At 66.8% G+C, this 19,294-nt stretch carries 19 protein-coding genes and 3 pseudogenes; 16 read left to right on the forward strand and 6 right to left on the reverse strand.

Annotated features, from left to right (window positions below; genetic code table 11):
• The 6 genes from P1X14_RS18705 to P1X14_RS18730 all read left to right on the forward strand — a co-directional run.
• The coding region (locus P1X14_RS18705; RefSeq protein ID WP_277316939.1) for a flagella basal body P-ring formation protein FlgA at window positions 1-252 on the forward strand (252 nt) is incomplete at its 5' end.
• Between the two features lie 70 nt (window positions 253-322).
• Window positions 323-622, forward strand: coding sequence for a flagellar biosynthesis anti-sigma factor FlgM (gene flgM / locus P1X14_RS18710; protein ID WP_277316940.1), 300 nt, complete (start codon window positions 323-325; stop codon window positions 620-622).
• Window positions 609-920, forward strand: a complete 312-nt coding sequence (locus tag P1X14_RS18715) for a flagellar protein FlgN (protein WP_277316941.1) — start codon at window positions 609-611, stop codon at window positions 918-920. The genes flgM and P1X14_RS18715 overlap by 14 nt, the downstream gene beginning before the upstream one ends.
• A gap of 185 nt (window positions 921-1,105) precedes the next feature.
• The gene (locus tag P1X14_RS18720; RefSeq protein ID WP_277316942.1) at window positions 1,106-1,993 is read left to right on the forward strand and encodes a lytic transglycosylase domain-containing protein; all 888 of its coding nucleotides are present in this window, start codon (window positions 1,106-1,108) and stop codon (window positions 1,991-1,993) included.
• Window positions 1,994-1,996: 3 nt separating this feature from the next.
• On the forward strand, window positions 1,997-4,084 hold the full coding sequence (gene flhA, locus P1X14_RS18725; protein ID WP_277316943.1) for a flagellar biosynthesis protein FlhA: 2,088 nt from the start codon (window positions 1,997-1,999) through the stop codon (window positions 4,082-4,084).
• A gap of 29 nt (window positions 4,085-4,113) precedes the next feature.
• On the forward strand, window positions 4,114-4,848 hold the full coding sequence (locus P1X14_RS18730) for a FliA/WhiG family RNA polymerase sigma factor (RefSeq protein ID WP_277316944.1): 735 nt from the start codon (window positions 4,114-4,116) through the stop codon (window positions 4,846-4,848).
• Window positions 4,849-4,932: 84 nt separating this feature from the next.
• On the opposite strand, the gene P1X14_RS18735 is transcribed toward P1X14_RS18730, so the two are convergent.
• From P1X14_RS18735 to P1X14_RS18745, 3 genes are read right to left on the reverse strand one after another with little or no spacing between them, the layout of a single operon-like run.
• Entirely contained in the window at window positions 4,933-5,805 is an 873-nt protein-coding gene (locus P1X14_RS18735; RefSeq protein WP_277316945.1) for an alpha/beta fold hydrolase, read from the reverse strand.
• Window positions 5,798-6,583 (reverse strand): ABC transporter permease, encoded by a 786-nt coding sequence (locus P1X14_RS18740; protein WP_277316946.1) that lies wholly within the window; start codon window positions 6,581-6,583, stop codon window positions 5,798-5,800. Before P1X14_RS18740 ends, P1X14_RS18735 begins: the two co-directional genes overlap by 8 nt.
• The gene (locus tag P1X14_RS18745) at window positions 6,580-7,446 is read right to left on the reverse strand and encodes an ABC transporter ATP-binding protein (RefSeq protein ID WP_277316947.1); all 867 of its coding nucleotides are present in this window, start codon (window positions 7,444-7,446) and stop codon (window positions 6,580-6,582) included. The genes P1X14_RS18740 and P1X14_RS18745 overlap by 4 nt, the downstream gene beginning before the upstream one ends.
• A 74-nt stretch (window positions 7,447-7,520) precedes the next feature.
• Here P1X14_RS18745 and P1X14_RS18750 point away from each other — a divergent pair, with 74 nt between their 5' ends.
• The gene (locus tag P1X14_RS18750) at window positions 7,521-7,874 is read left to right on the forward strand and encodes a YbaN family protein (RefSeq protein ID WP_277316948.1); all 354 of its coding nucleotides are present in this window, start codon (window positions 7,521-7,523) and stop codon (window positions 7,872-7,874) included.
• A gap of 3 nt (window positions 7,875-7,877) precedes the next feature.
• Here the strand turns inward: P1X14_RS18750 and P1X14_RS18755 are convergent, their stop codons facing one another.
• Window positions 7,878-8,657, reverse strand: a complete 780-nt coding sequence (locus tag P1X14_RS18755; protein ID WP_277316949.1) for an SDR family oxidoreductase — start codon at window positions 8,655-8,657, stop codon at window positions 7,878-7,880.
• A gap of 99 nt (window positions 8,658-8,756) precedes the next feature.
• Between P1X14_RS18755 and P1X14_RS18760 the strand changes: the two genes are divergently transcribed.
• Window positions 8,757-9,686 carry a LysR family transcriptional regulator gene (locus tag P1X14_RS18760; RefSeq protein ID WP_277316950.1) on the forward strand — a complete coding sequence of 310 codons (930 nt, stop codon included), beginning with the start codon at window positions 8,757-8,759 and terminating at the stop codon, window positions 9,684-9,686.
• A gap of 153 nt (window positions 9,687-9,839) precedes the next feature.
• On the opposite strand, the pseudogene P1X14_RS18765 reads toward P1X14_RS18760, so the two are convergent.
• Together P1X14_RS18765 and P1X14_RS18770 are read right to left on the reverse strand one after the other, a co-directional pair.
• Window positions 9,840-10,109, reverse strand: a pseudogene (locus P1X14_RS18765) (flagellin); the annotation flags it as partial.
• 819 nt (window positions 10,110-10,928) lie between these two features.
• Window positions 10,929-11,336, reverse strand: a pseudogene (locus P1X14_RS18770) (flagellin protein FlaA); the annotation flags it as partial.
• Window positions 11,337-11,590: 254 nt separating this feature from the next.
• Between P1X14_RS18770 and P1X14_RS18775 the strand changes: the two are divergent.
• The 8 genes and pseudogenes from P1X14_RS18775 to P1X14_RS18810 all read left to right on the forward strand — a co-directional run.
• Window positions 11,591-12,844 carry a sigma 54-interacting transcriptional regulator gene (locus tag P1X14_RS18775; protein WP_277316951.1) on the forward strand — a complete coding sequence of 418 codons (1,254 nt, stop codon included), beginning with the start codon at window positions 11,591-11,593 and terminating at the stop codon, window positions 12,842-12,844.
• Window positions 12,841-13,200, forward strand: coding sequence for a flagellar hook-basal body complex protein FliE (fliE, locus tag P1X14_RS18780; RefSeq protein WP_277316952.1), 360 nt, complete (start codon window positions 12,841-12,843; stop codon window positions 13,198-13,200). The genes P1X14_RS18775 and fliE overlap by 4 nt, the downstream gene beginning before the upstream one ends.
• A 1-nt stretch (window position 13,201) precedes the next feature.
• Window positions 13,202-14,905, forward strand: a complete 1,704-nt coding sequence (gene fliF, locus P1X14_RS18785; protein WP_277316953.1) for a flagellar basal-body MS-ring/collar protein FliF — start codon at window positions 13,202-13,204, stop codon at window positions 14,903-14,905.
• Window positions 14,905-15,918, forward strand: coding sequence for a flagellar motor switch protein FliG (fliG, locus tag P1X14_RS18790; RefSeq protein WP_277316954.1), 1,014 nt, complete (start codon window positions 14,905-14,907; stop codon window positions 15,916-15,918). The genes fliF and fliG overlap by 1 nt, the downstream gene beginning before the upstream one ends.
• A complete protein-coding gene (locus tag P1X14_RS18795) occupies window positions 15,911-16,639 on the forward strand; it encodes a FliH/SctL family protein (RefSeq protein WP_277316955.1) in 729 nt (242 codons plus the stop codon). The genes fliG and P1X14_RS18795 overlap by 8 nt, the downstream gene beginning before the upstream one ends.
• 7 nt (window positions 16,640-16,646) lie before the next feature.
• The gene (locus P1X14_RS18800) at window positions 16,647-17,972 is read left to right on the forward strand and encodes a FliI/YscN family ATPase (RefSeq protein ID WP_277316956.1); all 1,326 of its coding nucleotides are present in this window, start codon (window positions 16,647-16,649) and stop codon (window positions 17,970-17,972) included.
• Between the two features lie 101 nt (window positions 17,973-18,073).
• Window positions 18,074-18,499, forward strand: a complete 426-nt coding sequence (locus P1X14_RS18805) for a hypothetical protein (RefSeq protein ID WP_277316957.1) — start codon at window positions 18,074-18,076, stop codon at window positions 18,497-18,499.
• Between the two features lie 256 nt (window positions 18,500-18,755).
• Window positions 18,756-19,294: pseudogene (locus P1X14_RS18810) on the forward strand (hypothetical protein); the annotation flags it as partial.

A 19,294-nucleotide genomic window follows, 5' to 3' on the forward strand; every position in this document is an offset into this window, starting at 1 on the left:
GCTGCCGCGACGCCGGCGCCTGCCGTCGTGCGCGCCGCGCCGCCGCCCAAGCCCGAGATCGTCATCCGCCGCGGCGATGCGATCACGCTCGAGGCGGGATCCGAGGGATTTTCGGTCACGCGCGAAGGCGTGGCGATGAACGATGCGCCGAAGGGCGGGCGCGTGATGGTCAAGGTCGACGATAAAAAGCCGCCGATTCAGGCGATTGTCGTCGAGGTGGGGCTTGCCCGACTTCCCGGCGCGGGAGACTGAATCTTTTTTCTTAAAGGTTTCGCGCAGCCGGTCGTTGTTCCCTGTGTCGGGGAAATCAAGGACGACAAAGATGGTGGATCCAATCGGCATCAAGGCAGCAAGCGTGGCGCTCAGCCAGCGCTCGTCTGCCGTCGTCGCCACCCAGGCTGCCGCGGCCCCCAAGGCCGTCATGGCCGACGCCAAGACCGATGAAACCGTTCAGGCCGCCGAGCTGACCAGCGCGATGGCTTCCTCGGCCCCGGTCGATGCGGAACGCGTGGCGCGTATCAAAAGGGCGATCGAGGACGGCAATTTCCCGCTGGTCCCGTCGACCGTCGCTGATCGCCTGCTGGCGCTCAAGCTGGAGTGGAATCCCAATGACGCGGCGTGATGCTCTCATCGAAGTGATCGAATCGCTGCACGCGGAGATCGCTGCGCTCAAGTCGAACGACGTCTCGGCGCTTGAGCTGGCCACGCGGACCAAGTTGGCCGGCATCGACGCCGTCGCGGCGTATGAAGGCGAGCCGATGACCGCGGAGATCCGCGAGCTGGCCGGAGAGGCGCACCGCCTCAACGAGACCTGCCGCATCTATGTGAACCTGATGGCGGCAAATGTTCGCCGCCGCCTGCAAAATCTGACCGGCAGCCCGATGGCGGCTTATGGTCCCGCGGGGGCGGCCTACGCGTAATTCTCTCGGCTGACGCCGAGAGGCGGTACCAGCCCGCTCCCCCACCCGGCCTCCCAACGGCAGGGTATTCTATGGGAGGCCGGGTGGGGGAGCGGGCTGGTACCGCAACCTTGCCGATGCAAACTCCAAACTGGCACGGTCCTTGCTGATTGCGTTCCGAATAGGAAGCAATCGGACAAGGCTCGATGGGCGTTAACTCGGTCAGAAACACCGCCACGGTGCATTCGGCGATCGCTGTTGCCAGCAACCGCACCGGAATCGATTTCAACTATCTGTTGGGTCAGGCGCATGTAGAGAGCGGCCTGCGCACCGATGCGCGCGCGCGCACCTCCAGCGCGACCGGCCTGTATCAGTTCATCGACCAGAGCTGGCTGGGCGTCATCAAGGAACATGGCGCCGAACACGGCATGGGCTGGGCATCGGACGCGATCAAGCAAACGCCTTCGGGCCGTTACGTCGTCAACGATCCGAACATGCGCCGCGCGATCCTCGATCTGCGCAACGATCCCACGGCGTCCGCGCTGATGGCTGCCGAGCATGCCTCGGACAACAAGGAATCACTGGAAAAGTCGCTTGGCCGCCCCGCGACCGGCACCGACCTCTATATGGCGCACTTCCTGGGTCTGGGCGGCGCGCGTTCGTTCCTGACCGCGATGGAGAGCAATCCCAATCGCAGCGGCGCGAGCATGTTCCCCGCCGCCGCGCGCGCCAATCGCAACATCTTCTACAACTCCAGCGGCCAGCCGCGCACGCTCAGCCAGATCTATGAGCGGTTCGGCAACCGGCTGGATTCGGGTGTGTCCGCCAGCGGCGGCACCGGCCTCGCCTCGGTCACGCTCGGCGGCAGCGATGCGGCTACGCAGTTCATGCCCGCCAACTTCATCCAGCAGACCCAGTCGCTCGAAAATGGCGGCGAAGTGATCTTCGGCACCAACTCGGCCGAGAACGATACCGCCTGGGTCAATTCGACGCTCGCCAACCTCAATACGCTCAGGGAACCGATGAACCCGCTACGCCCCACGCCGGACAACGCCAGGCTCGCCTATATGCTGCTCGCGAGCCTGGGGGCGTAATCGATGAACGCAATGACGCTTTCGCCCGGCAAGATCCTGCCGATGCTCCGCAGCTTCGCGCTGCCGGGCGCGATCCTGCTGCTCGTCGCGCTGATGGTGGTGCCGATCCCGGCATTCATGCTCGACATCTTCTTCGTCACCAACATCATGATCTCGCTCGCCGTGCTCATGGTGGCGTTGAACGCGCAGAAGCCGCTCGACTTCTCGGCATTCCCGACCGTGCTGCTGTTCGTCACCCTGTTCCGCCTCGGCCTGAACGTCGCGTCGACGCGCGTGGTGCTGGGGCAGGGCCATACCGGTGAAGCCGCGGCCGGCCACGTCATCGAGGCGTTCGGCACCTTCCTGATCGGCGGCGACTATGTCGTCGGCCTGCTGGTGTTCGCGATCCTCGTGATCATCAACATGATCGTTGTGACCAAGGGTGCGGGCCGCGTCTCCGAAGTGAGCGCGCGCTTCACCCTCGACGCATTGCCCGGCAAGCAGATGGCGATCGACGCCGATCTGAACGCCGGCCTGATGACGCCCGACGAAGCCCGCGCGAAGCGGCTCGAGGTTTCGACCGAAGCCGATTTCTACGGCGCGATGGACGGTTCGTCCAAGTTCGTGAAGGGCGACGCGGTCGCCGGCCTGCTGATCCTGGCGATCAACATCATCGGCGGCCTGATCCTGGGTCCGGTCAGCCACGGCATGACCCTGGGCGATGCCGCCACCACCTATATCCAGCTCGCGGTCGGCGACGCGCTCGTCGCGCAGGTGCCGGCGCTTCTGCTCTCGATCGCCGCCGCCGCCATCGTCACCCGCGTCAAGTCGCAGGACGATCTGGCCGGCCAGATCGGCGGCCAGTTCGGCAGCCACAAGACCTGGACTCCGGTCGCGGTGATCCTCGCGCTGCTGGGCGTGATGCCCGGCATGCCGCACTTCGTGATCCTGCCCGCCGCTGCCGTTGCCGGCTTCGCCGCGTGGAAGCTCAAGCAGATCGCCAGCCGTCCCGCCCCGCCGCCGCCCGTTGTCGCTGCCGAGCCGCAGGACCTGTCGAAGATCGGCTGGGAGGAAGTGACCGACAATCTGCAGGTGATGCTCGACATCGGATACGGCTTGGTGCCGCTGGTCGACGAGCGTCGCGGCGGTCCGTTGATGGGCCGCATCACCGGCGTGCGCCGTCAGCTTTCCAAGGAACTGGGCTTCGTCGTGCCGCAGGTGCGGGTGCGCGACGACATCAATCTGGCCCCCTTCACCTATCGCATCGTCGTGGGCGGCGTGGTCGTCGGCGAGGATTCGGTGTCGCCCGACGAGGTTCTGGCGCTCGATACCGGCCAGGCGGTCGGCAGCCTGCCGGGCAAGCCGGTCAAGGACCCGACCTTCGGTCTCGACGCGGTCTGGATCCCGCAGGGCGATGCCGACGCGGCGACCGGCGCGGGCTATCTCGTGGTCGATCCGGGCACGGTGGTCGCCACCCATCTCAACCAGACGCTGACCCAGAATGCAGCCGACCTGCTCGGCCCGGACGAAGTCCAGTCGCTGCTCGACGGGCTGAAGGAACGTGCGGCGCAGCTGGTGATGGCGCTTTCGCCGAACCCGGTGCCGCTGACGGTGCTGACTCAGGTGCTGCGCGGCCTGCTGGCCGAGAATATCAGCCTCAAGGAATTCCGCCGCATCGCCGCCGCCATCGCCAATGCCGCGCAGCGCACGCTGGATCCGGACGAGATCCTCGAGCTGATCCGCCCGGACCTTGGCCCGCTGATCATCCAGAAGCTGTGCGGCGTGCGCGAGCCGCTGCGAGTGATGACGCTGGAAGGTCAGCTCGAAGCGCTGCTCGGCCAGGCGATCCGTTCCGATCCGTCGCGCCGCCACACGATCGAGCCCGAACTGGGCCGCCGCATCGCCGACGCGCTCCAGCACGCCGCGGCGCCGCTGGTCGGACAGGCCAAGCCGTTCGCGCTGGTCGTCCAGCCCACGATCCGCGTTGCCATCCGCAAGCTGGTCAAGACCGTGCTGCCGGATACGCCGGTGATGAGCTTCTTCGAAGTGCCCGAAGACAAGGCCGTCGAAGTCGTCGCCGTGATCGGTGCGCCGGAGGCGCTGGCCGCATGAGCTTTCAACCCCCGGGAAAACAGTTCGACATGGCGAATTTGGCCCAGTCCCCGCTTACCTATGACCGCGTAGCCTCGCCCAAGCGCGACGCCGAATTGCTGGTGCGCAAGCATCTGCCGCTGGTCCGCCGTATCGCCTGGCACGTCCATGGTTCGATGAGCGCGATCGTCGAGGTCGAGGACCTGATCCAGATCGGCATGGTCGCGCTGATCGAGGCGGTGAACGGCTTCGAGGATCGCGGGCAGGTGACGTTCGAACAATATCTCGTCACGCGGCTGCGCGGCGCGATGATCGACGAGCTGCGCCGTCAGGCGACGCTGACCCGCGGCGCGATGAAGCGGCGCAAGACCTATCATGAGACCATCGCCGCGCTCACCGATGCGAGCGGGCGAAGGCCGACCGACGCCGAAGTTGCGGAGAAGCTGGGTGTGACACCGGAAAAACTGCGCGCCGAATATGCCAGCGCCGAAGCGATCCGCTTCGATTCGATCGACGATACGTATTCGGACGAAAGTCCGTGGTTCATGTCCGACGAGCCGAACGCGTTCGACCAGCTTGCCGACAGCGACCAGCGCGAGGCGCTGATCGAAGCGATCGCCGAACTGCCCGAGAAGGAGCAGATGGTGATCCAGCTCTATTATGTCGAGGAACTCAATCTGGAGGAAATCGGCCAGGTGCTCGGCGTAGGCGCCGCGCGCATCTGCCAGATCAAGAAGAGCGCGCACGACCGGCTGAAGCGATCGCTGCAGAAACGTTTGGGGTGAGTGGACCGCCCGGGTGGCGGCACACTCTAATATAAGGGGAAGCAGGGGCGACGGTACCGGGGGGTGCCGCCGCCCCTGTTGATTCTAGCCGATCGTTGCCCGGAGGAAGGCGAGCACCCGCCGGCGGTACTCGGCCGTCTCAAGCCCGCAGACGGCCGGATGATCGCCATGCGGGACCAGCCACAGCGCGCGGCGGCCGGGCGCGGCGGCATATATTGCGCGTGTTTCGTCCGGCGGCGTCGAGCGGTCCTCGATCCCGCCGATCACCATCACCGGTCCGGGATAGCGTTTGAGGGCGTCGCGCGGGGAAAGCCGGTCAGGCCAGACGCCGAAGCGCAGCCGCGACTGATAGCTTAGCAGAGGCTCCAGCAGATAGGCCGGTGCATCCGTCAGCCGTGTCGCGATCCGGTTATGGATGGCGTGGCGGATATCGGGATAGACGGCCTGCAGGATCAGCGCGTCGGCCGGAACCGGTCCGCGTTCGCCGATCAGGCTGGCCGCGCCGCCCAGCGAGATGCCGATGATCGCCACCGGCGCGCCTTTCTGTTCGCGCTTGAGCCACTCGAATGCGGCGCGGGCGTCTTCGCCTTCGCGCAGGCCGAAGCTGCGTTGCGCCATGCTCGATCCGCCATGGCCGCGAAAGTCGACGGTCAGCGTGGCATAGCCCTGCCGGCTCAACCATATGGCATTGGGGGCGAGCATACCGCGCGAGGCATCGACGCCGTGGAGCAGCAGGACCGCCGGTGCATCGACGCGCGCGCCTGGGCGATAGGTCGCCGCGAGGGTCAGCCCGTCCGATGTCCGGATCGTCAGATCGCGGGCGGGTGGCTGTGCGGGAGCGACTGGCGAGGCATGGCCGCGCATCATGACCGATCCCGCCGCCCAGCTCATCCACAGTCCCAGCATGATCGCAATCAGCAGCGGGATCAGGATCGCGCGTGGGCGTATCCTACTCACTGGTCAGGTCCTGCCGCTGGAAGAGCGCAAGGGTCAGGCCAATGGTCGCCGCCAGCCAGCCAAGCAGGACTGCGAGCCCAGTCCACACGCTGGCATCCGGCGCGCGGCTTTCGAACGGTGCGGCGATCATCGCGCGCAGCGTGTCGGCGGCGAAGGCGGGCAGGGGAACGGGGCCGTCGAACTGGGTTTGCGCGACGGCGCAGGCCAGCGCTACGAGGAACGGCACGAGGATCGCCGCCATGCCGGAACGCGTCACGACGGCGACCAGCGCGACGCTGGCACCAAGGATCGCGAGTTCGACAAGCGAGACGAGGACCGTAAGCAGGATCGCGAGCGAGGCACCCGCCTTCCAGTCCGCCGCGACCGGCGCCGCCCCGCGGATCAGCGGCACTGCCATGCTGGCGAGGATATCGCCTGCCGCGACCAGCATCAGGCTGACAAAGGCGCCGATCAGGAAGGCCGCCATCTTGGCGAGCATCAGCGTGCTGCGGCTGCGGCGCGGCACCAGATGGCGCCAGCCCGAATGGCGATACTCGACCGCGAAGATCGCTGCGGCACCGACCGCGAAGAACAGTTGCGCGATCGGATTCCCCGCGATGCTCAGCGCACGCAGCAGCGAGCGGATCGCGCGGACCTCGGCTGTGCTGCCCGGCGGCGCGCCGATGCTGGCGAGGACGCAGGCGATCATCGTCAGCAGCAGCGGGATCGCGAGGAAGCCCCAGAAGGTCGCGCCGCGCTGGCGCGTCAGCTTGGTCAGTTCGGCGCGGATCAGCTTCATGACTGTCCGCCCGTCTCGGCAAGGAATACCGATTCCAGATCGCGGCGGATCCAGCGCGCTTCGAAGATCTCGACGCCCTGCGTGGTAAGCGCGGCGATCAGCGCGGGCACGTCTTCGCGCTCGATCCGGACGGATACGCCGCCCTCCTCGGCCACGCCGCGCTCGCCCAGCATCGCCAGCACGGTTTCGACCGGGCGCACGTCGAGCCACAGCCGCTCGCTGTCCCCGAGCAGTTCGGCGACGCTGCCTTCGGCCGCGAGGCGTCCGTTGCGCAGGATCGCCACCCGGTCGCACACGCGCTCCACCTCGTCGAGCAGATGGCTGGAGAGCAAAACGGTCAACCCGTCGCGATCGGCGAGATCGCGCACCAGATGGCGCATCTCCAATATGCCTTCGGGATCGAGCCCGTTGGTCGGCTCGTCGAGGATCAGCAGCTCGGGATTGCCGACCAGAGCCGCGGCGATCGCCAGCCTTTGCTTCATCCCGAGCGAATAGCCGCCGATCCGGCGCTCCGCGGCATGGCTCAATCCGACGCGCGCGAGCAGCGCATCGGCATCGGCGTGCACATTAGAAGTCGCGGCCAGTATCCCGAGCAGTTCGCGCGCGCGCAGAAAGGGATAGAAGGCGGGGGCTTCGATAAAGGCGCCGATCCGCCTGCGCGCGTCCGGACCCGCCGGTTCGCCGAACAGGCTGATCGCGCCCGCGTCCGCCCGGACGAGTCCGGTCGCGATGCGCAACAAGGTGGTCTTGCCCGCGCCATTGGGCCCGAGCAGACCGAATATGCCACCGGCCGGAATGGAGAGGCTGAGGGAATCGAGCGCCTGGACCTCGCCGAAGCGTTTCGAAACGCGGTCGATGGCCATGGCAAGCATCGTGTGCCTGCATAGGGCCGAATTGGGGTAGCGGGAAGTGCGGCGCGGCGTGCTACCGCTTGGCCGTGCGTCGCTATCTGTATCTCGTCGCCGGGTTTGTTTCGCTCGGCCTCGCCGTGATCGGCGCGATGCTGCCGGTGATGCCCACCACGGTGTTCGTGATCCTGGCTGCCTATTGCTTCGCGCGCAGCTCGCCCCGGCTGGAACAGAAACTGCTCGATCACCCCACATTCGGCCCGCATATTGTGCGGTGGCGGACAAGCGGTGCGATCAGCCGCAAGGGCAAGGTTGCGGCAAGCTGGGCTTTCGCGTTCAGTATCGTCATCGGACTGATCTTCGCGCCTTGGCCATGGTCGCTTGCGCCGATCGCAGCCGCCGGGGTGATCGGCGGCTGGATCTGGACGCGGCCGGAGGGTTAGGTTTCAGGCAATCGTGTTGACCAGCCCGCCTTCGGCCCGGATCGCGGCGCCGTTGGTCGCCGCGGACAGGGGGCTGGCGAGATAGGCGGCCAGATTGGCGATCTCCTGTGCTTCGATCATCCGCTGCAGGATCGATGCGGCGCGCGACTTGGCGAAGAACTCGGCTTCGATCTCGGCCATCGGTGCTTGCGGGTCGCTGGCCTGGCTGCGCAGGAACGTCTCGATCCCCTCGGCGCGGGTCGGTCCGGGCAGGATCGAATTGACGGTCACCTTCGTGCCGCGGGTCAGCTGCGCCATGCCGCGTGCCACCGAAAGCTGGGCCGTCTTGGTCATGCCGTAATGGATCATGTCCTCAGGGATAGCGAGGCCGGACTCGCTGGAGATGAAGATCACCCGGCCCCAGTTCCGCGCCAGCATGCCCGGCAGATAGGTACGCGACAGGCGCACGCCGCTCATCACATTGGTCTCGAACATGCCGGTCCAGTCGGCATCGCTGATGTCGCCGAATGACTTGCTCTCGTAGATGCCGAGATTGTTGATCAGGATGTCGGTTGCCGGAACTGCCTCCGCGAGGATCGCGGCACCTTCGGCCGTGGCGACGTCGGCGACCACACCCGTTGCATTGCCGCCGATCTCGGCGATCGCTGCGTCGAGCTTCGCGCGGTTGCGCCCGGTGAGGGTCACCGCTGCGCCTTCATTGGCGAGGGTCTGGGCGATGGCGAGGCCGATGCCCGCGGTGCCGCCGGTGACGATGGCAGTTTTGCCGTTGAGTTGAAGGTCCATGTCGTGTCTCCCGATTGATCTGGTGGAGACGATCTAGGCTTCGGGTTGCGTATCGACTATTGCCCATGAAAGATCAAAATATGTGACTGGAAATCACAAATGGCGCGCATCCTGATGGAACGTTCGGGCGAGATGGAAGTCTTTGCCCGCGTGATCAGCGAAGGCGGCTTCTCCGCGGCGGCGCGCAGTCTCGATCTGACGCCTTCGGCAGTGAGCAAGCTGATCTCCCGGCTGGAGGCACGGCTCGGCGCGCGGCTGCTGGTGCGGACCACCCGGGCGCTGGCGCTGACCGAAGAAGGCGAGGCCTATCACCGCGCGGCGATCGCGATCCTGCAGGAACTGGACGAAGCCGATCGCGCCGCGGCCGGCGGCGCCGCGCGAGGCAGGCTGCGGATCAGCGCGCCGCTGCCATTCGGCACGATGTTCGTCGCGCCTGCGATCCTGCCCTTTCTGGAAGCCAATCCGCAGGTCCAGGTCGATCTCAACCTGACCGACGACGTGATCGACCTTCTTGCCGAGCGGACCGATGTCGCGATCCGTTCGGGCAATCTGCCCGACAGCAGCCTGATCGCGCGCAGGCTGGGGCAGAGCCGGATCGTGATCTGTGCCTCACCCGATTATCTCGCGCGCCGGGGCACGCCGCGGCGCCCGGCGGATCTCGCCGCGCATGACTGCGTGACCTTCAACTTTCGCCGCATGCGGCCGACCTGGCCGTTCCGCTGCGACGGGCGCGATCTGGAACAGCCGGTGTCGGGCAATCTGATGGTCAATAATGGCGAGACGTTGCGCCAGATGGCACTGGCGGGGGCCGGGATCGCGCGGATCGGGCTGTTCCATCTGGCCGAGGACATTGCCGCGGGGCGGCTGGTCGTGCTGCTCGAGGATTATAATCCCGGCCATCTCGAGACGATCAGCGCGGTGCATATCGGCGGCGGCCCGGTGCCTGTCCGAGTCCGCGCGTTTATCGATCATATGGTCGCGGCGCTGGCTGGCGTGCCGGTGCTCCAGGGAGCGCGCTATATAATATAGTGTGGGAACCAGCTCGTTCGGTGGAACACCAGGCCTCAAATACGGGAAAAGCCCCGGTGGCATAACCACCGGGGCTCCCCATGCGCGCCCCTCTTGCGAGGGGTGACCGGCCGTGATGCCTGTCAGGGGGGTGACACCCCGACCGGCTCACGCTTAACGGAGCAGGCTCAGAACGCCCTGCTGGCTCTGGTTGGCCTGTGCCAGCATCGCGGTCGAAGCTTGGCTCAGGATCTGGGCCTTCGCCAGCGCCGTCGTTTCCGCCGAGAAGTCGGTGTCTTCGATGCGGCTGCGGGCTTCGCCCAGGTTGGTCGTGGTGGTCGTCATGTTCGCAACGGTCGATTCGAGGCGGTTCTGAACCGCACCGAGATCACCGCGGCCTGCCGAGATCGACGTCAGAGCGGCGTCGATGACAGCCATGGCGGCCGAAGCGTCGTCCTGGGTAGCGATCGACAGATCGGTGCCCTTGGCCGAGGTGGCGGTGTAGCCGACCGAAGCCATGCCGGCGGTGTCGCCACCGACGATCACGGTCTTGCCTTCGGCAGCCGTCAGGAACACGCGGTCGGCCTTGAACTCGACGCCGATGACACCGTCACCGTTACCGCCATTGTCCGTGTCCGCGTCGGCGTCCAGATCGGCTTCGTCATAGCCTTCGGTAACCGCAGTGCCGCCGGTCGCCTGAGCGCTGGTCAGCGTGTCGGTGCTGTCGGCCTGCAGCGTGATGCCACCGTCGCGGCTGATCAGCTTGATCGTGCCGGCCTGGTTCAGCGACGCCGTGACGCCCACGTCCTCGTTCGCGTTGATCGCATCGACCAGCGCCTGCTTGTCGAGGGTCGGCGTGTCTTCGTCGTTGAGATAGTCTTCGACGTCGAACTCTTCGCCGTTGATCGTGATCGTGCCGGTTTCGAGATCGTCACCCAGGGTAACGGTGACTTCGGTGCCGCCGGTCGCGGTCACACCGGTCGCCGCCGTCTTGGCGTTGATCGCGGTCAGCTTGTCCGCCAGGTCGCCGCTGGCGACTTCCTTGCCGCCTTCGGTCTTCACGCTGGCAGCGATCCACTCGCCGTTGATCTGCAGCGAGTTCTTGCCCAGCGCCGCGGTGGTGACCGCAGTGCCCTGGACCGGACCTTCGACGCCGACCTTCAGGCCGAGCTTTTCCGAGCCGGTGTTGACCATCGACATCGAGATCGTCTCGCCGGCGTTGGTGCCGGTCTGCAGCTTGACCGAACCGGTCTTGCCGTCGAGCAGGTTGACGCCGTTGAAGTTGGTCGTCTTCGAGATGTTGCCGACTTCGGCGATGAGCTGGGTCATTTCCGCCTGCAGGGTCGAACGATCGCTGTCACCCAGCGTACCGTTGGCCGACTGCGTCGACAGTTCCTTCATGCGCTGAAGCATGTTGGTGACTTCGTTGAGCGCACCTTCCGCGGTCTGCGCCAGCGAAATGCCGTCATTGGCATTACGGATGGCAACAGACATGCTGCGGACCTGGCTCGTCATGCGGCTCGCGATAGCGAGGCCAGCCGCATCGTCCTTCGCGCTGTTGATCCGCTTGCCGGTCGACAGACGCTCCATCGAGGTCTGCAGCATCGACGATGCGCTCGAAGACGCATTCGCGGCGCGCAGGCTCGCAATGTTGGTTCCGATAACAGTCATGGTCGTATCTCCATTCAGATCGGCGTCCCCGCGTCCCCCCTGAACCGGGAGCCCCGAGCCGCCACAGCAAGGAACGGCCGTGCGCGCCGGGCATTAAGCAAAAAACTTTGGGGTACGGGTTCTCACGTACGCGCACGCATGGAGACGCGCGCCCGGATCAGGGGGAGTGTAAGTAGTGACACTGACCCCCGGAATTTTACCCGGCGTTAACCACTAATCGCGCATTGAAGGGACGTCACAGGGGAAGTCCATCAATGCGATCCATCGTTCCGTCGGCAGCTGTGCTGCGGCAGAAATATGCTCTGGTCTCGGCGCTGCGCGCGCAGGGTTTCGAGATCGGCTCGTGCGAAGACGGCAAGCCCGGCGCCGGAGACCTGTTCCTGGTCGCCGATGGCGAGGTTCCCCCGGCACCGGCCCGCACCCTGATCCTGGGCAGCGGCCCGCGCGTCGCGATCCCCTTCACCGACGGCAACCCCGCCCGCCTTTCCTATGACAGCGAAGATGCCGCGATCGGCGCCGGCTTTGCCAGCGCGATGGTCCGCGGTCCGCTCGAACCCATCGCCGCCGATCCCGAGAGCCTGGCGCTGCTGGCGCTCAGCGAACGTGTCGCGGCGTCGGACATCACCGTCCTGATCAACGGCCCGACCGGCACCGGCAAGGAAGTGCTGGCCCGGTCGATCCACATGAACTCCACGCGCAAGGATGGCCCGTTCGTGGCGATCAACTGCGCCGCGCTGCCCGAAACGATGCTCGAGGCGATGCTGTTCGGCCACCAGAAGGGTAGCTTCACCGGCGCCTCGTCGGGTGGGCAGGGCTTTTTCCGCGCTGCCCATGGCGGCACGCTGCTGCTCGACGAAATCGCCGAGATGCCGCTCAATCTTCAGGCCAAGCTGCTGCGCGTCCTTCAGGAGCGCGAAGTGGTGCCGATCGGCGGCACGACCCCCGAAAAGGTCGATGTCCGCGTGATCGCCTGTGCCAACCGTGACCTGCACGGCGAAGTCGAGGCCGGCCGGTTCCGCGCCGACTTGTACTATCGCCTCTCGGTCTTCCCGCTGGCGACCAAGCCGCTGGCCGATCGTCCGGGCGATATCGCTGCGCTGGCCGCTGCGATGGTGCTGCGCCATTCGGCCGGCCGCGCGAGTCTGCCCTGGATCTCTCCGGAAGCCGTCGAAGTGCTCACCGATCACAGCTGGCCGGGCAATGTCCGCGAGCTGGAGAATGTGATCCAGCGCGCGCTGCTGCTGTGCGCGGGCGACACGATCGAGCCGATGCACCTGATCTTCGATCGCACGGCTGCGCCGGTTCGCGTGCAGGAAACGACCGGCACGCTGAGCAACATCGTCCAGATCCACGAATTCCAGGCGATCCGCGAGACGCTGGCCGAGTGCAACGGCAGCCGGATCGAGACCGCCAAGCGCCTCGGCATTTCCGAGCGGACACTGCGCTACCGCCTTGCCAAGGCGCGCGAACAGGGTGAGCAGATCATGCCGATGCAGGTGTCGGCATGAGCGGCGTCGGCGGTGTCGGTGGCGTGGGCGGTATCGACCGCGTCATGCAGCTGCGTCAGCAGATCCTCGAACGCAACGAGGCGCTGAGCCGGGCAAACTCGACTCCGGCGGCCACGGGCATTGCCGATGCGAAGCCGACCAGCTTCGCCGCGACGCTCGAGAATGCGCTCAAGGACGTCAATCAGAGCCAGTCGGTCGCTGGCGAACTTTCTGCTGCGTACGAACGCGGCGAAACCGTCGATATCGCCAAGGTCATGCTGGCACGCCAGCAGGCCTCGGTCGGGTTCGAAGCCACCCTTCAGGTCCGCAACAAGCTTCTCTCTGCGTACCAGAACATCATGAGCATGCCGGTGTAATATGAGCAACGCACTCACTCCCGCACCCGAGACCGCAGCCGCCCCGGGCGGCGCTCTCGCCAATCCGCTCCGCCAGATGGGCGGGCTGCTCCAGCAGCCCGCCATTCGGCGTGCCATGCCCCTGGTGTTCCTGGTCGGCCTGATCGCCGCCGGGCTGCTCGCTTGGTCGATGATCGCGACTGCGCCGCAGCGCATCCTGTTCGCCAATTTGACCGATGCCGACAAATCGTCGGTCACCGCGGCGCTGCAGGGCGCGAACATCGCGTCGAGCATCGACGGATCGGGCTCGGTCACCGTTGCCGAGGACGATTATCACAAGGCGCGCATGCTGCTCGCCAGCCAGGATCTGCCCAAGGCTCAGCCGGGCGGCTATGCGATCCTCGATCAGCTGCCGATGGGTGTCAGCCGCGCGGTGGAAGGCGAACGCCTCCGCCAGGCGCGCGAGACCGAACTGGCCCGCTCGATCACCGAGATCGACGCCGTGGCCGAGGCCCGCGTCCATCTCGCTACTCCCGAAAGCACCGTCTTCGTGCGCGATCATGCCAAGCCTTCGGCCAGCGTGATCGTGAAGCTTCAGCCGGGCCGCAGCCTTGGCGACGCACAGATCCGCGCGATCGTGAACCTGGTCGCCTCGTCGGTGCCGGGCATGACCCCCGATGGCGTGACCATCGTCGATCAGTCGGGCGCGCTGCTCTCCAAGCCCGGCGGCGGCGTCAACGGCACGTCGGCCGGCGATACCCGCATCGATTTCCAGCGCCGCGTGGAAGACAAGTATCGCGAACAGCTCAACCAGCTGCTGACCCCGCTGGTCGGCGCGGGCAACTTCACTGCCGAAGTGCAGGCCGATGTCGATCTGAACGAAAGCCAGGCGACTCGCGAAAGCTATGACAAGGCCAATGCCGTGGTCCGTGCCGAACAGGGCAACTGGACCGGCAACGGCCCGCAGAACGCACAGCCCGGCGGCATCCCCGGCGCGCTGTCGAACACGCCGCCGCCTGCCAGCACGATCGAGGCGCCGAACGCCGCCGCCGCGACCACGCCGGCTGCGACCGCTGCGGGTGCGACCACGACGGCGACCGGCCCGGCCGGCGTCACCAAGCAGAGCGACAGCTTCTCGCGCGCCTATGACATGGGCAAGGAAATCTCGGTCACCCGCGCCGTTCCGGGCAGCGTCAAGCGCCTGTCGGTCGCGGTGCTGTTGCGCGAAGAGCCGGGCAAGCCGCGCGGTCAGGTCGAGATCGGTCAGATCAACGAACTGGTCCGCGCCGCGGTCGGTTACGATCAGAGCCGCGCAGACAATGTCACCGTCATCAGCCGCAAGTTCACCGCCGCCACCGATGCCGACGCCGCTGGTCCCGCCTGGTACGATGCCGGCTGGGTCCCGCTTGTCGCGCGCAACGTGACCGCGCTGGTCATCGCGCTGCTCGTCCTGTTCCTCGGCGTGCGTCCGCTCGCCAAGGCGCTGATGAAGAAGCGCGACGATGCCGGTGCGCAGAACCGCCCGGCGCTGGCGATGAACGCACCGATGGGCGATCCGGCCTACGCGCAGCAGCACCAGCAGATGCCGCCCGTCAGCATCGATATGCTCCAGTCGGGAAACGAGAAGAGCTATGACGACCGGGTCGGCCTGGTCCGTGGCTTCACGCGTGACAATCCCGCGCGCGCCGCGCTGGCGGTCCGCGACATGATCAAGGCAGGCGGCTGATGAACGCGCTCCGCTCCTTCAACGGCGTCGAACGCGCCGCCGTGCTGATGATGCTGGTCGGCGAGGAGGAGGCTGCGGCCATCCTCCAGAAGCTCGATCCCGATGAGGTGCGCGAGCTGGGCCGGGCGATGTACGACGTCGCCGATGTCAGCGAGGCCGAAGTCGAGCAGGTGCTCGACGATTTCACCTACAAGGCGCGCGAGCGAAACGGGGTGAGCTTCAATCCCGCGCCCAAGATCGAAGGCATGATGAACCGCGCGCTGGGTCCCGAACGGGCAAGCAGCGTGCTGGCGCGCATCACGCCCCCGGCCGCCGCGGCGGGTCTCGAAGTGCTGCAATGGTATGAGCCGGCCGAGATCGCCAAGATGGTCGAGGAAGAGCATCCGCAGATCGCGGCCGTGCTGCTCGCCCAGCTCGATCCCGAAATCGCCGGACAGGTGTTCGAACATCTGCCCGACGCGGTCCAGCCGCAGATCCTGCGCCGTATCGCCAAGCTCGGCCCGGTGCCGCCCGAGGCGATCGACACGCTGCGCGACATGATCGAGCGCCGTTCGAGCACCGGCACGGCGCGTCCCGCGGGCCTCCAGTTCGGCGGCACCCGCGAAGCCGCGAAGATCCTGCAGGGTGCGCGCAAGACCACCGAGGCACGCGTGATGCCCAAGCTGGCCAAGATCGACAAGGAAGTCGCCAAGGCGATCGAGGAAGCGATGTTCGTCTTCGATAACCTGCTGGAAATGGACGACAAGAACCTGTCGACCCTGATCCGCAGCATCGATGGCGATGTCCTCACCCGCGCGCTCAAGGGCGTCGAGGAGGATGTCCGCGAACGCTTCCTGGGCTGCATGTCGAGCCGCGCTGCCGATGGCATCCGCGACGAGATGGAAGCACGTGGTCCGATGAAGCTGGCCGAAGTGCTCGATGCGCAGAAGGTGATGATCGCCATCGCGCGCGGCCTGATCAAGGACGGTACCGTGACCATGCCGGGCAAGGGTGGCGACGACGACTATGTCTAATTTCGAACCCGGCCTGGCGTCGCGTCATCGCGCCGCCGCGCACATCCTCGACAAGGCGTTCGCAGCACCGGTGGGCTTCTCGCCCGCCGATGTCACGCGGATGGGCGTGCGAGAGCCAGCCGAATCCGCCGAGCCGAAGCATTTCAGCCCGGCCGATCCGGCGGCGAACCCCACCGAGGGCTGGGACCCGTTCCAGTCCGACCTGCGCAGCGCCAGCGTCGCCGGGCCGTTCAGCGATCCGATCGCCGCTGCGCATGCCGCTGGCGTCGAGGAAGGCCGTGCCGCGGTGTTGAACGAGCTCGACGAGATCAAGGCGCGTGAGACGGCATTGCTCGATCAGGTGTCGACCGCGCTATCCGCCGGTGCGCATTTCGATCGCGAGCGGATGGCGGGCCAGCTGCGCCAGACCGTGCTCCACCTCGTTTCCAAGCTGGTCGGCGAGGTCGGCATCGCGCCCGACGTGCTGACCAGCCGCATCGGCACCGCGATCGACATGCTGGCCGACAGCGCCGAATCGGCGATCCTGCGCCTGCATCCCGACGATGTGCCGCTGGTGCATGGCAAGCTGCCCGAAAGCGTCTTTCCGGTCGGCGATCCCAATCTCGCGCGCGGCGCCTTCGTGATCGAAAGCGCCTCGACCATCGTCGAGGACGGGCCCGATCTGTGGCTCGAACAGCTTGCCGCAGCGATCGATCGCGTGCCGATTCCGCCTGCAGTCTGAAAGACTTATGCTGAACGACTTCACCGAATCCTATCTCGACAATCTCGGCTGCCGCGATTTCGTGCCGCGGCCGAAAGTGTCGGGACGCCTCTCTTCCTATGACGGGCTGCTGATGGAGGCGGTGGGCCTTGCGCTGCCCGTCGGCACGGTCTGCGCGATCGGCACCGGCGAGAGCCGGGTCGAGGCCGAAGTGATCGGCTTTCGCGGCGGCAGGACGCTGCTGATGAATCTCGGCGGCCCCGCTGCGCTGCTCCCCAATGCGCCGGTGCGCCCCATCGGGCCTCCGGGCGAAGCCGAAGTCGGTGCAGCGATGCTCGGCCGCGTGGTCGACGGATCGGGCAAGCCGATCGATGGCCTGGGTCCCATTCGCGGCGCCGGCAAATGGCCGCTCGCGGGACGGATCCAGTCGCCGCTCGACCGCGGCCGGGTGCTTCAGCCGATGGATGTCGGCGTGCGCGCGATCAACGGGCTGCTCACCATCGGTCAGGGCCAGCGCGTCGGCATCATGGCCGGCTCGGGCGTCGGCAAGTCGGTGCTGCTGGGCATGATGGTCCGTGCCGCCCAGGCCGACGTGATCGTGATCGGCCTGATCGGCGAGCGCAGCCGCGAAGTCGCCGACTTTCTCGAGACCAAGGTTGCCGGCGCCGCACGTGCGCGGTCGGTCGTGGTCGCGGTGCCCGCCAATCACTCGCCGGTACTCCGCATCCGCGGCGCGCTGCGTGCCACCGCCATTGCCGAGGCGTTCCGCGCCGAGGGCAAGTCGGTGCTGCTGATCATGGATTCGCTGACCCGCGTCGCCCATGCCGGTCGCGAGATCGGCCTTGCGCTGGGCGAGCCGGCTTCGGCACGGGGCTATCCACCTTCGGCCATCGCGATGCTGCCCAGCCTGCTCGAGCGCGCAGGGTCGGACGTGAACACCGGCGGATCGATCACCGGCATCTATACCGTGCTGGCCGATGGCGACGACGGCAACGATCCGGTGGTCGATTCGGCGCGCTCGATCCTCGACGGCCATATCGTGCTCAGCCGCGCGCTGGCCGAACGCGGCGTCTATCCCGCGATCGACCTGGGTCCGTCGATCAGCCGCGTGATGAACGACATCGTCGACAAGCCGCACCGCGCGGCCGCCCAGACGCTGCGCCGTCATCTGGCGACCTATGAGGAGAATCGCGATCTGGTGCTGATGGGCGCCTATCGCGCGGGCGCGGATCCCGAGATCGACGCGGCCATCGCCTGCCACGCGGTGGTGATGGAATATATCAAGCAGCCCTATGACGAGATCGTCTCGCTGGCGGATGCGGTGACCGAGCTGACCGGCGTGTTCGGTGGTTGAGTTTGTGATGGCGGCACCGGCCCGCTCCCCCACCCGGCCACCCAACTTTAGTACCCTATGGGCGGCCGGGTGGGGGAGCGGGCCGGTGCCGAACAGCAATCATGGCTAACAACGACCCCAAAAGGTTCAACCGGCTGCTGCGCGTCCGCACCCTGCAGCTCAATCAGGTGCGCGCGCAGGAAGGCCATGCCCGCGCCAAGGTCGCGCAGGAGGAAGCGCTGCGCGCCCGCATCGCGCAGCTCGCCGCCAATGTCGCGCCTTCGCCCAGCGCCGGTCTCGCCACCTCGATGATCGCCGCGGCCCATTATCGCGAGCGGCTCCAGCATTCGGCGCAAGCGGCCGAGCGCCGCGTCGAAGTCGCCGAGCAGACGCTCAGCCATGCCGAAAATGCCACGCGCGAGGCCAAGCGCGACCAGACCGCGATCGAGAAGCTGATCGCCCGCGCCGAAGCCGATGCCGCGCTCAAGGCGCTGCGCGATCTCGAGGAACTGCCGCCCAGCGGACGCAAGCACGCCGACCTCGCCTAGCCATTCCGTTCGCCCTGAGCTTGTCGAAGGGTCGTTCTTCTTGGCCTGGAAAGAAAGGACGGGGCTTCGACAAGCTCAGCCCGAACGGAATTGGTGATCCGTTCTCCAAATCTGGCATGCCCCTTGCTGAGTACCCGGTGACGTCAACACCGGGGAGTTTCCCTTGATCCAGGTTTCGCCTGCCCTCGCCGTTCCCACGCCAGCGCCTGTGCGTGCCGCTTCGCCTGTATCCGGGGGGATTCAGGGGTTTGCGGCCGTGCTTGCGGGGGCTGTGGCGCCCGGCGGCGGGCAGGCGGTGCCTGTGGCCGAGGATAAGCTCCCCGGGGTTGCCGGGCGGCAACGGCATGCCGCAGGCGGCAAGGAATTGCCGGTTTCGGTGGATGGCGAGACGCTGACCGAAGTCACGGCCGAGGCCGGTTCCGAAAGCGACGAGGATGAAGGGGCCACTGACACCCCCTTCGCCTGGTTCGCTGTCGCGCCGGTCGCGCCCGAATCGGCGCCGATCGTCGTGAAGCTGCCGGTGGCCGGGGCACCCTCCCTGGCCGTCGAAGGAGATTCGGCAGCGCCAGTCCCCGAGCTGGAGGTGCCGGGGGGCACCTTGCAGCCGGAGGGGACCGGCGCTGCCGAAATCACCGCGCAGGCTGCCCAGCTTCCGGACGTTCCCACACCGGTGGTCGAGGCGGATGCGCTCGTTCCGGCCGTCGAGGCTCCGGCGATCGAGGTTCCCGCCGCGCCCAAGGCCGCCCCGGCCGCACGCGCCACCATCGAACTGCCCGCCGATTTCCAGCCGGTCCG

The organism is Sphingomonas sp. AOB5, assembly GCF_029433115.1.
In the GTDB taxonomy this organism is placed as follows: domain Bacteria; phylum Pseudomonadota; class Alphaproteobacteria; order Sphingomonadales; family Sphingomonadaceae; genus Sphingomonas.